Annotated in this window: 8 protein-coding genes, 1 tRNA gene and 1 pseudogene; 4 read left to right on the top strand and 6 right to left on the bottom strand. The window is 44.1% G+C overall.

All coding sequences use genetic code 11. From position 1 onward, the window contains the following. Positions 1-130 precede the first annotated feature (130 nt). From lepA to truB, 5 genes are all read right to left on the bottom strand, one after another. Entirely contained in the window at positions 131-1927 is a 1797-nt protein-coding gene (gene lepA / locus PGW94_RS03690) for a translation elongation factor 4 (RefSeq protein WP_271758758.1), read from the bottom strand. A gap of 134 nt (positions 1928-2061) precedes the next feature. Beyond that, a complete protein-coding gene (locus PGW94_RS03685; protein WP_271758756.1) occupies positions 2062-2847 on the bottom strand; it encodes a methyltransferase domain-containing protein in 786 nt (261 codons plus the stop codon). A 5-nt stretch (positions 2848-2852) separates the two neighbouring features. Then, a complete protein-coding gene (pnp, locus tag PGW94_RS03680; protein WP_271758754.1) occupies positions 2853-5306 on the bottom strand; it encodes a polyribonucleotide nucleotidyltransferase in 2454 nt (817 codons plus the stop codon). A gap of 57 nt (positions 5307-5363) precedes the next feature. Next, complete coding sequence (rpsO, locus tag PGW94_RS03675) at positions 5364-5645, bottom strand: 30S ribosomal protein S15 (protein WP_271758752.1); 282 nt, start codon at positions 5643-5645, stop codon at positions 5364-5366. Positions 5646-5680: 35 nt separating this feature from the next. Beyond that, a complete protein-coding gene (gene truB, locus PGW94_RS03670; RefSeq protein WP_271758750.1) occupies positions 5681-6583 on the bottom strand; it encodes a tRNA pseudouridine(55) synthase TruB in 903 nt (300 codons plus the stop codon). 245 nt (positions 6584-6828) lie between these two features. On the opposite strand from truB, the gene PGW94_RS03665 reads away from it, so the two are divergent. After that, positions 6829-7893, top strand: coding sequence for a rod shape-determining protein (locus tag PGW94_RS03665; RefSeq protein WP_271758760.1), 1065 nt, complete (start codon positions 6829-6831; stop codon positions 7891-7893). Between the two features lie 1714 nt (positions 7894-9607). Here the strand turns inward: PGW94_RS03665 and mreC are convergent. Continuing rightward, positions 9608-10426, bottom strand: a complete 819-nt coding sequence (gene mreC / locus PGW94_RS03660; RefSeq protein ID WP_271758748.1) for a rod shape-determining protein MreC — start codon at positions 10424-10426, stop codon at positions 9608-9610. Between the two features lie 415 nt (positions 10427-10841). Here mreC and PGW94_RS03655 point away from each other — a divergent pair. From PGW94_RS03655 to PGW94_RS03645, 3 genes and pseudogenes are all read left to right on the top strand, one after another. Next, positions 10842-10915 (top strand) — tRNA-Arg (locus tag PGW94_RS03655). Between the two features lie 46 nt (positions 10916-10961). Next, positions 10962-12155, top strand: coding sequence for a cation:dicarboxylate symporter family transporter (locus PGW94_RS03650; protein ID WP_271758746.1), 1194 nt, complete (start codon positions 10962-10964; stop codon positions 12153-12155). 146 nt (positions 12156-12301) lie between these two features. After that, a pseudogene (locus PGW94_RS03645) lies at positions 12302-12500 on the top strand (symporter); the annotation flags it as partial.

Below are 12500 nucleotides of genomic sequence, written 5' to 3'. Positions count from 1 at the left end.
TGCCTGATGCTTCAAGGGGGATACCTAGTACGTCCGCTCAACAAGATTTGCGGGTAAACGCAATGAGAACAGAGAATAACGGAAAGCCCATGACGGATACTGAGCACAACGAAAATAAGGTGCCTAGTCTCTAATCTTTTATACGTAGCGCCTGTATGAAGGCACTTTGCGGCACCTGAACGTTACCTATAGATCTCAAACGTTTCTTCCCCTTCTTTTGCTTTTCCAAAAGCTTCACTTTTCTAGTAACATCACCTCCATAAAGCTTAGCAGTAACGTCTTTCCGATAAGGAGTTATAGTCTCCCGGGCAACTATCTTAGATCCTATGGCGGCTTGTATTGCAATTTTATACTGCTGTCTAGGAATGAGATCCTTCAGACGTTCACATATCTCCCTACTTCTGGACTCTACCTTAGACTTATGTATTATGCATGACAACGCATCCACAGGTTCAGAGTTGATCAAAAACGTCAATTTAGATACTTCAGTCAATCTATAACCGTCCATCTGCCAATCAAAGCTTGCATATCCCTTTGATATTGACTTTAGCCTATCGTAAAAATCGAATACTATCTCTGAAAGCGGGAGACGGTACTGTAACAAAGCCATGTTTCCTGTATAGGATAAATCAACACGCTCACCACGTTTCTCATTACATAGTGCTAGCATAGAGCCAAGGTACTGGTCCGGAACCATTATTGTGGCAAGTACCCACGGTTCTTCTATTTTAAGAATTTCATGAGATTCAGGTAAATCACTAGGATTATGGATATCCCTTGTAACATTACGCTTGTCCGTCACTTTATACACAACGCTAGGAGCCGTAGCCGTGAGATCTAAATCAAATTCCCTTTCTAGCCTCTCCTGAACAACTTCAAGATGCAACATCCCCAAAAATCCACATCTGAATCCATAACCCAGCGCAGTCGAGCTCTCCATGTCAAAAGTAAAACTAGAGTCGTTTAAGCGTAATTTACCGAGCGCTTCCCTTAGGGCGTCAAAGCTTCCAGCATCAACAGGAAAAAGGCTACAAAAAACAACTGGACATGTTGCCCTAAAACCAGGCAAAGCTTCTAAACATCTCCTGCCATCCTCCGTAACAGTGTCGCCAACCTTACAAGATGATAGCTCTTTTATGCCTGCTGTAATAAACCCGATCTCACCAACAGAAAGCTCTTCCACCATATGCTTATGTGGAGTGAAAACACCCACGTTGTCTACAGAATAAACAGCACCTGTAGACATCATAGCAATTTTCATTCCCTTCTTCAGGACACCGTCTTTAATACGTACTAAAATCACAATTCCCAAATACTGATCATACCAGCTATCCACCAATACAGCTTTCAGCGGAGCTTCCATATCACCTTTTGGAGCTGGAAGTTTTTGAACAATAGCTTCCAAAACATCTGTTATTCCAATACCAGTCTTTGCTGAAACCAATACTGCATCACTTGAATCCAACCCTATTATTGACTCTACCTGTGATTTAACCTTATCCGGATCTGCTGATGCTAAATCTATTTTATTCAGTACGGTAATAATCTCATGGTTATTTTCAAGCGCTTTGTACACATTCGCCAATGTCTGCGCTTCAACACCCTGACTACTGTCTATAACAAGCAGCGAACCCTCGCATGCCGCCAAACTCCTACTCACTTCATACGAAAAGTCAACGTGCCCCGGTGTATCAACAAGATTTAATGTGTATACTTCACCAGAAACTGAGGTGTACTTTAGCCTTACAGTTTGTGCTTTTATTGTAATTCCACGTTCGCGCTCTATATCCATAGAGTCTAAAACTTGCTCTTTCATGTCTCTCTCGGATAATGCGCTACAGGCTTCTATTAACCTATCAGACAACGTAGATTTTCCATGGTCTATATGCGCTATTATTGCAAAATTCCTGATTGAGCTATGATTCACCTCGTGACCACACCATAAAACACAAAGATAAAGTCTAAGGCACTATACTACCCCTTTCAATGTAATAATTTCAACAAACTACTCCTCTTATGGATCGCACCAGAAGAATAACAGGGGAATAACAAAATATTCGCCTATTTTCCTTTTTTATTTCCCTTAAAAACAACTATTTCATATCCTACAGGAGCATCATCTGCTGATGTACAGCCTACTCTCTTTCTATATAAGTCCCACGCATTGCTCATTACATCCCTGCTTAAATGCACGTACCCTTTCCGAAACGCGTTACCTTCTCCCATATCTTTAAGATCCTTTAAAAGGTGATGCATACACCTATATCGGAGCCATATAGTCTCTACATCAACAACAACATCCCTAAACCCGCATGATTGCAATAGTGGCGGCATTTCATATGCATTAATAAAGGGCTGTATTCGCGGAACAATTTTTTCTCCTTCCGCCTCCAGCATTGCCTTTTTAACATCACGGAGTGTGCTACTACCAAAAGTGGCTCCCATGAAAAACCCACCTTCTCGTAAAACGGAATGGGCGCAAGAAAGCGCTCCAACCAAGTTATTAACGTTATGAAGAGACAAATTACTCATAATACAGTCAAAGCTCTCACTTTTGAATGGTAATGCCTCATCATCTGCAACAACACCTAACTCCTTTTCCCTATCAGAAAAAACAGAATAGGTAATATCACACTGAAAAATTTGACTTTTACTCGACAGAATAGGCAAGAGCCCTCTGATGAGAGCTCCGTCACGGCAACCCAAGACTAAAACCCGGAGAGCCGATTCTTTTAGAAAAAAAGACGCCCTACTTACAAGAAGCGACACAACCTCCGCAAAAAGCGCCGAGGAAAAAGCAATCGCAGACCCACGAAACCGACGTACAAGCCTGCGATCAAATGGCATAAACCTTAGAAGAACCTAGGCGGCTTCTTACCACGAGCCGCTTGCTGTTGTGAAGCTCCGCCATTATAGCCATTTCCACCGCCTCTGCGCGCTCCGTTACTAGCCTGCTCAGCACCACCAGTAGACTCCGTACCGTAAGGAGAACCTCCTATGCTATGCCTACGACGCGTTGGAGCAGATCTTCCAGACCCAGCTGAAGCAGAGCTACTCCGCTTTTTGTCTTTTGCCGCACCATTACCATAATCCCGGGTATACTCAGCTCTGTTTCCATTGCCCTCACCACCGGCAGCATTACCATTAGACGCCCCTCCCCTACGCTGAGGAACATACGGCTCACCGTCAACTTTGTCTCCCGTTTCCTGATCTACTCTCTTTATGGATAACTGTATATGATCCTTGTCCATATCAACGACTAGGACCTTAACTTTGTCCCCTACCGCAAGAACATCAGAAACAGTGTCTATGCGCTCATTCTTTATCTCACTAATATGAACTAATCCCCTACGAGCTCCCCAGAATGTAACAAACGCTCCGTACTTAGCCAATTCGCAGACTACGCCACTATATACTTTACCAACTTCAGGCTCAGAGACTATCCCCATAACCATTTCCTTGGCTTCCTCGATAGCTTCACTGCCCACGGCATAGATCATAACGGTACCATCCTGAGAAATCTCTATCTTGGCACCAGTCTTCTCACAGATCTCACGCACGTTCTTTCCGCCCGCTCCTATAACATTCTTAATCTTGGCTTTATCTATTACTATAGACTCCATCCTTGGAACGTGATCACGAACACCTTCACGTGATTCTTTTATGACCTTATCCATCTTATCAATTATGAACAGACGACCTTCTCGAGCCTGATCAAGCGCTGTTCCTATGATATCAAACCCTACACCCCTGATTTTTGTATCCATTTGCAGGGCTGTTATGCCTTCTTTCGTACCGGCAACCTTAAAGTCCATATCGCCGAGATAGTCTTCATCTCCGAGGATATCTGAAAGAACCGCAACCCTGTTACCGTCCTTAATTAGACCCATTGCAATACCAGCAACCGAAGACTTTAGCGGCACACCCGTATCCATCAATGCCAGTGATGAACCACATACAGTAGCCATAGAAGACGAACCGTCTGATTCAGTAATCTCTGAAACCACCCTAATAGTATAAGGAAAATCAGTCTTCGATGGTAAAACAGGATGGATAGCTCTCCAAGCAAGCTTACCATGCCCTATCTCTCTTCTACCAGGAGGTCTTAGTGCAGCAGCTTCACCAACAGCATACGGAGGGAAATTATAGTGCAGCAAGAATCTTTCTCGCTTATCCCCATCAAAACCATCCACTATTTGCTCATCCTGAGGCGTACCAAGAGCTGTAATTACCAGAGCTTGCGTATCACCCCGCGTAAATAATGCAGAACCGTGGGCTTTAGGAATGAGATCTACTTCTATCTCAATGTTACGGATTTGGTCGTACGCTCTACCATCAACACGACGCTTAGTTTCTAAAACATCTGACCGTACCAAAGATCTTTCAAACGCCTTGATCGCAAGAACGATATCCTGCGCAGTGTATGCATCCTCTTCCGTAGCGCCCGCAATATATTCTTCAGTCAAATCCTCAGACAAATATGCTCTCGCAATTTCCAATTTAGAAACCCGAGATTTTTTATCCTTATCTGAGTATGCAGCCACAAACCGCTCTATGTGGTCATCCCCTATGCTGGTAATTATCCGACTGAGATCACGAGGTACAAAATCAACTTCAGGACTCGCACCAGCATCACTAGCGAACTCCTTTATTACCTCTATGATTTGCTCACAATGCTCATGTCCAAATTGCAAAGCCCCAACCATTTCCTCTTCAGTAAGCTCATGAGCTTCCGATTCTACCATAAGAGGAGTATCAGTCCTTGCATAGAACATATCCAATGCACTCGTGCTTAACTCGTCAGCAGACGGATTAAGCAAGTATCTCTTTTCTTCCTTGTTGTACCCTATTCTTGCACCTACTACAGGCCCATGGAAAGGAATGCCAGAAATAGCCATAGCCGCAGCAGCACCTATAAGAGCCACTGTCTCTGGCGGACTACTAGCATCATACGACAGCAAATTGCACACAACAGCAATCTCATCGCAATACCCATACGGAAACAGAGGCCTTAGACTCCTATCTATGAGACGAGAAATGAGAGTTTCCCTATCTGAAGGCTTACCCTCTCTCTTAAAAAATCCACCCGGGATCTTCCCCACCGCGTAACTTTTTGCCAAAAACTGCACTGTCAACGGCAAAAAATCAACGGATTCCCTAGACTTTTGCGAAACAACAGTAGCAAGCACAGATGTGCCACCATAATCAACAACTACAGCGCCCTTTGCCTGACGCGCTATCTTACCACTTTCAATGGTTAATAACCGATCTCCCCACTCTACACACTTCCTCGTGATATCGAACATACTTTAAATCCTATATAAAAAACGCGCGCTCGCGCGAAAAAATACCTACTACAATTATCAATGGAATACATCCCTTATGCCCAGCTTCTTTACCAAGTCCAAATATGATTCACTGCCATACTTACTCTTCACATACTGAAGCTTTCTGCGCCTCTTACACACCAATACCATGAGACCTCTTCTGCAATGATAGTCCTTCTTATGCACCTTCAGATGCTCCGTTAGGTTGCGTATTCTCTCGGACAAAATGGCGCACTGGACATATGCTGAACCCGTATCTCCCTCTTTGACACGGTACTCAAGAATCAATTCAGACTTTTTACTAGGTGTAATCGACATAAAACCGCAAGGACCCCCTCAACTACAGTTAAAACTCAGACATTAAAAACACGCACCGGCCTTGCGGTGCCATCCACGACTGCACAAACGGCGACAGGCACGCCACCCGCCTGGCTTAGGTAACACATATCATAATTCTCCTCGACGCACAAGCCATTTGAAGCGATATCTCTCAATCTTATAGAGCGCCCATTTCTTATACTATTTCCAACACTCTCATCTACCTCTATGTTCGTTATTCCGTCCATAAAAATGTTTATTGGAAGAACTGCTTCCGATACTCTTCCTTCCGCAGAGAGCTCTTCTAGACGTTGTAGCGTTAGTGCTCCATGCTCTGTAAACGGCCCTACTCTTGTGCGCCTAAGCTTCAATACATATCCCAAGCATCCTAAAGTTATTCCCAGATCCCGAGCTAGAGCACGTATGTAAACACCCTTCTTACAGGTAACGACAAAATCTGCCGTTCCTCTTTCCCTGTCCATAGACACAAACTCGATCGAAAGAATACAGACGCTCCTCGGTGCAAGTTCTATATCTTTTCCTTTTCTTGATAGGCTATACGCCCTGGTACCGCCTACTCTAATGGCTGAAAATGTCGCTGGCACCTGCTGTACCACGCCTATATACCCCTGTATAGCATCTCTTATACTTTGCTCATCCGGACGGACAGAGCTACTGCAAACAACTTCACCTTCAGCATCGTCAGTGTCGCGCTGCTCTCCCCATTTTACAGTCACCTCATAGACTTTAACTGTATCCGTTGCATACATGGTTGTTTTTGTGGCTTCACCAAAAGCTATTGGGAGCACCCCAGTTGCTAGTGGGTCCAAAGTGCCTGCATGTCCAGCCTTCACACCCAACATCTTCTTTACTTTATGAACAACTTTTCCTGAGCTCATTCCGCATGGCTTATCTATGTTTAACCACCCAAACTTCACTAAGTTCTCTCAAAAAATAACACCCTCCAGGGTACCATTTTTCACGAAAAGTAACACTAAAAACCCCTATTTGCTATTGCGTTTGTACATATAGACTGTTATGAAGTCTATGGCGTGCAGTTGACTATATGTGTGTATGTCGTGCAGCAGGTTGTAACAGTCTCTGGTTGTTACCTTCATAATGTTAGGGAGTGTGTCGTATGGTAAGTTTGAGTTTGCGGTCCCTTTTCTCTAAAGCAAAGAGCATGTCTGTCATAGAAAAATGTAGGGATTTCCTGGCGCGTAGAAAGTTATTGGCAAGCGACATCGCTATTGACCTGGGAACAGCAAACACCCTCGTATACGTAAGAGACAAGGGAATCATGATAAATGAGCCTTCCGTAGTAGCCCTATTAAAAGATAACGGTGGATATGTTCCGTATGCGTTCGGCATTGAAGCAAAAATGATGCTAGGTAAAACACCTGAAGGAATAGAGGCAGTGCGACCGCTGAAAGATGGAGTAATAGCAGATTTCAGAAGCGCCGAAGAAATGATAAAGTTCTTCATCAGAACTGCTAATAACGGAAGAACGATAAACCGTCCAACGGCTATAATATGCGTGCCTTCAGGCTCAACACCAGTAGAAAGACGCGCAATACAGGACGCAGCACTATGTGCTGGTGCTGGAAGAGTGTTTTTAATAGAAGAACCCATGGCTGCAGCAATAGGTGCCGATTTACCTGTATCGCACCCTGAAGGGTCAATGATTGTGGACATAGGGGGTGGGACAACAGAGGTTGCGATAATATCGCTTGGTGGAATAGTCTATTCTCGATCGCTGCGGAGCGGTGGTGACCTCATGGATGAGGCTATCATTGCCTATACCAGAAAACACCACAACCTGCTGATTGGTGATGCTACTGCAGAAAAAGTGAAGAAAACTATCGGTGCTGCATGTCCTCCCAGGGATGGCGAAGGAAATAGTCTCGTTGTTAAGGGAAGAGATCTAACCACGGGCATCCCGCAGGAGATTACCTTGACGGAGCGGGAAGTGGCAGAAAGCCTTACCGAGTTGGTTGAGAACATAATATCAGCCATTAAAGTGGCGTTAGAGTGCTCACCACCGGAAATTTCATCTGACATTGTTGATCAAGGCATTACGCTGACAGGCGGCGCTAGCATGTTGAAGAATCTAGACAGTGTCATAGCAGAAGCTACTGGTCTTCAGGTAACTGTGGCTCAGAATCCTCTGTACTGCGTGGCACTGGGCGTTGGGAAGGTTTTGGAAAATATGGACTCTTTGTCTAGGGTTCTCTTCCGCCAAGACTAACACAAAACTGGGATGACCTCAGTTTTAAGCAATGGATCCGAAATGTGGCGTGAAGAAGCTGTGGTTTTTTATTCTTTGTGCATTTTACAGATGTTGAGTACGAAAGTGCTGGAGAACTTTGAAAATGGGCACGAAATAGAGCTTTGCGGATTTTCGTAGCGTTTCTTTTTCCTGTGGGCTTGACGTATATTCACGCACGTATCTCGCCAGTAATTTTAAATCTGTACGAATTGCAAATTGACCAGCGCTTTTTTAGAAATATGCAGGAGCGTTTTGGTGTGTCTTGTGGGACCTCTCCGATATTCCGTTAGCTGACCGTGCCACTGGCGCAACACAAAAAGTAGAACTTGGCGCAGGTAGGATTGTGCCCGCGCAGAAGCTATCCTTATATTGGCCGTCTAAGTGATGCCTCCACCCCAACGCAAAACAAGCCCCTATACATAACCAATATTTCATCTAATTCGAAGATGGCACGGTTAAGCCAGTGTTGTGCCGCTATGCACACTGCTAAGGAATACCCTTTGCTTACAGCGCACCAAATTAACGTTTAAGGAAAAAAGCATAACCCATACCATCTGTACAGATTAGGCATACATGAGCTGTACGGTCGCTGGACTGACCTAACAGCGTAGTACTATGTGCTCAAAATTAGGGACAAATTCTTCTTACGCCTTGTAGGATACGGAAAACAAACAGTATTTTTTATGGAGAAACTACGCCAACCAATGTAGCGCAAATTCATAACACAACTGGACTTATAGTTACCCTATGAAAAAGACTACAATGAGGTACGTAAAAGCTTGACGCAATCTAATGGTTCACTGTCGTAAAGAACTCTTAACAAGGAGCTCAAGGTAGGTCGCTTAATGCAATCCAAAATTTCAAGCTGTGCGTTTATAGAATTGTCGAAAATTGGGTTTCAACTGTGCCATAAGCACTTTGCATAAAATGACTGATACATCCGTGAGCACAGGTAGTTACGTTCTCGGCAAGAGTAAATAATGCCCGTGAGTTGGCTGCAGCGTATAGAGTCAAATTCCCTGAGCAAAGCGTAGTAAAGTAAAACAAAAGCTTTTTAAAAGACGCTGAAAAAAGTTGCTAGCACTGCCTGAATACACAGAATTCTGCATGTTAGAAGCACACTGTGCAAATCGAACATCCACATTACCTAATTACAGAACTGCTCATCAGCACATATATGTTCTGATTCCTACGAACCGCAACAGCAGTGTTTGCCAGATTTAGGGGTCTCGTGTAGTACAGAATACTATGCATTTGCCCTGCGCACCGCAATATACGTCGCGTCCGTTCCTTATCTACAGGGATAACGTCACTGCGCAGCTCAAGGGATTATTTGTAGAAACACACGAGAAATCATATATCCCCCAATAGCTATTACCCTCAGGGATAATAAGCGGTTCGTGCATACACTTTCAACATACATTAGCGCTTATCCCAAAAGCCTTCAGACAACAGCAAAAAACGGAAACTCTTTATATTCCTTTTCAACGCAGAAAATACCCAGTGCAATAGATTCTGGATCACGATGTCCACGCTGCTAAAATTGTACACTGGGACGCCACTGAAGAAAGCTACCCAACAGCCCGTACAACGCAAAGAAAACGATGAGATACAACCCGGTGGTCTAGCTTACAAAGACGGACTAATAGGCACGTATGGAAAGCGCAATACATCGTCAATTCTATGGTGACACCTAATCACCGTAATGAACCTCTAGCACGCTGACGATACCAAGTCTGCCGTTGCCAGAAACCGTAAAGACCTTCTTCCTAGACTTCACAACGCTTCCAACATATATCCCAGACGGGAATCCTTCACTGCTCTCAGCAGTAATAACCAGAGAGCCGTCTACTATGTCCGCCCCGTCAGTAGATAGATCAGTTAAAACTGAACTTTTGCCAGTGCCAGACAACACAGCACTTACTCCGCTTTCCACCACCGTAACAGGTATACGAAAGTCCTTATCAGTTACCAGAATAATTCTTGAACTGCGTTCATTAACATCAGCAACTTTTCCTACCAGCCCGCTACCATTCACCACAGCTTGGCCAATTTTAACTCCATCCCTGCTTCCTAACCCAAGGAATACCTTCTCCGAAACGCCATCATGCGCAAAAATGGCCTGCGCAGAAACATACGATACACCGCCATGGTAAGATAGAAAATGTAGCAAGCGCTTCAGATCGCTATTCTCAGCAGCAAGCACCTTCATCTGCACTGAGCAATCGCCTCGCGCATCGTCAGCACACACAGCGCATTCTACGCCCTTCCGGGGATGGCACAGTGCCTTCTCCACAGTGGCTTGTACCCTTTTGGCCGCAGACACGCTGCCGTCAGAGATTTTGGTGCGCATTACACTCAACACGCTATTCCCTTGCCACGTGAAAAAATAATTTAGGGCAATAGCGGCAAACACACACATCAATACGCGACTGCGAACCATCTTAGAGAATCCTTTCCTAAGACAATAGAGAACACCGAATTCCGGTTTTATATTTACGTACTTGACCATTTACCAACTTCACCATCTAACTAGGAGACTAACAGCCACGTTGTGGGATGTTAGCAAAAATTTGTCCACAAAAAAACAATTTAAATTACAACTGGAAAGGTACATTAGTAAATCGCGGTACGTAGTAATTTTCGTAGTTTCCAAGACAACAATATGCTTGTACAAACGTAAACCATTTGAGAATTCTTCACCCCTCAACAATAAACACACATTTGGTTTGTGCGCTTATGGTACTGAAATGTCTCGATAGAATAGCAAATGCCAGGCGCACCTTGATTTCTTCAACAGTGTAGTCGAGTGTTTTGTACATTAAATACTTTTTCGAGAAGTACAGTGCCTTATTGCACAGAGTTAACAAGTAAAAAATTTTGTTTACAGGATGTGAATTAGCATATAACCTACCGCTTGCTTTTTTGCGCCCTTAGCTCAGTTGGACAGAGCATTTGACTACGGATCAAAAGGCCGGGCGTTCGAGTCGCTCAGGGCGCATTTTAGTTTTTTGTTGTGTGGTACTTGTTAGCCTGGTTACTTCGATATGGGTCACTCAATACGTTTCATTTTACTGCTGTTACTGGTGGTATCGGCGTTTATTTTTGCTGAAATAGTGCCTTTGGAGATTAGGTCTGTAGCCTACGCTGTCAGCCTGTCTATCAAGGAGGTTCTCGTATTTCTTTTGCCGTTCATAGTCTTCAGTGTTGTATTTCATTCTACTAGTTTGATGAGGGGTGGGAGCACGATAAAAACGTCTGCCCTGCTTCTGGCTATGGTGTTTTTGTCCAACTCTACATCAGTGGGAATAGCACATTTTTTGGCTTCGTACGTTATCGATGTTGTAGATGATAAGGTCATATCAACCACAGAAAATGCGAATACTCTTGTTCCCGCGTACACTACGTTTAGTTTACCTTCAATAGTAAGCTGTGCTAAGGCCTTGATAATGGGCTTTGTGTGTGGTGCTGCACTGCCAAAGATTTTTGGGGATTCCGCAGTCAAGGTCTCTAAGAAGCTTTATGGCACAAGCGTGTTCTTGCTGGAGAAGGCCTTTGCACCTTTACTGCCAATTTTCATCGTTGGATTGACATTCAAAATGCGCAGCGATGGCGCCTTGGATATGTTTGTAGATAACTACGAGGTAATGCTGTTCGTATTCGTGCCTGCTGTGTTGCACGTATTGTTCTTATTCCTTGTAGGATGCGGCGGGTCTGTGCGTCTCACTGCTGGGGCATTGAAAAACATGTTCCCTGCGGCGGTAACTGGGTTTGCTACTATGTCTAGCCTGTTGGCTATGCCGGTAACTTTGGCAGCAGTCAAAAAGAGTACTAATAACTCGCCAATGGCTGATATTGTGGTACCAGGATCGGTTAATATCCATTTGGTAGGGGATTGCTTTTTCACTGTAATACTGATGATGTTCTTGGCCTCAGGCTTTGGGACATTAGAATCAGTAAGTGTCTCTGACTACGCACACTTCCTAATGTATGTTGTACTTATGAAGTTTGCAGATGCAGCGATAGCTGGCACCGGATTGTTACTTATGTTCCCAATTCTGGAAGAGTACCTTCACTTTACACCGGTGATGCTCTCTCTCTCGACAACAATATATATATTGCTCGACCCTGTGCTTGCTGTGCTAAACGTCCTTGGAAATGGCGCATTTTCGATTTTGTTTGTCAAAGTGCATAAGTTTCTCTTTGGGGACGAACTTGAGTCATCGGAAGAAAGTAAATAGTCGCAGTTTGGAAGGCGTACATTCTGTATATAAGCTTGCGTTTTCAGTAAGTCGGCGTATCGTAACGGGCTAATGTCTTGTGTTGGCTGTGCGGTACGCCGGACTGTGCACTAGATACGTTTTAAAGTGAAAAAGGGTTTTTCTTTATGAAATTACGGGATCCTAACGTAATACCAAAATTCGTGGTCCTATTGGGAGCTGTAGTCTCTGCGTTCTTCTTCGCAGATATGATACCCTACTCTGTAAGGTCATTTTCATATGCTGTGAGTCTTGCGATAAAAGAGATTCTCGTTTTTTCACTTCCATTTATTGTATTCAGCATAGTCTTTCGATCAGTTTCAAACC

This window comes from Candidatus Anaplasma sp. TIGMIC (assembly GCF_028204095.1).
Taxonomy (GTDB): Bacteria; Pseudomonadota; Alphaproteobacteria; order Rickettsiales; family Anaplasmataceae; genus Anaplasma.
Note: the sequence above shows the minus strand (reverse complement) of the source record. Positions and strands in the feature narration are given on the sequence as shown.

What these genes read in the sequence shown, in the direction of transcription:
- PGW94_RS03650 (WP_271758746.1), top strand. Translation starts at nt 10,962, where the DNA reads ATGGGTCACTCAATACGTTTCATTTTACTGCTGTTACTGGTGGTATCG.
- PGW94_RS03665 (WP_271758760.1), top strand. Translation starts at nt 6,829, where the DNA reads ATGTCTGTCATAGAAAAATGTAGGGATTTCCTGGCGCGTAGAAAGTTA.
- pnp (WP_271758754.1), bottom strand. Translation starts at nt 5,306, where the DNA reads ATGTTCGATATCACGAGGAAGTGTGTAGAGTGGGGAGATCGGTTATTA.
- rpsO (WP_271758752.1), bottom strand. Translation starts at nt 5,645, where the DNA reads ATGTCGATTACACCTAGTAAAAAGTCTGAATTGATTCTTGAGTACCGT.
- mreC (WP_271758748.1), bottom strand. Translation starts at nt 10,426, where the DNA reads ATGGTCAAGTACGTAAATATAAAACCGGAATTCGGTGTTCTCTATTGT.
- PGW94_RS03685 (WP_271758756.1), bottom strand. Translation starts at nt 2,847, where the DNA reads ATGCCATTTGATCGCAGGCTTGTACGTCGGTTTCGTGGGTCTGCGATT.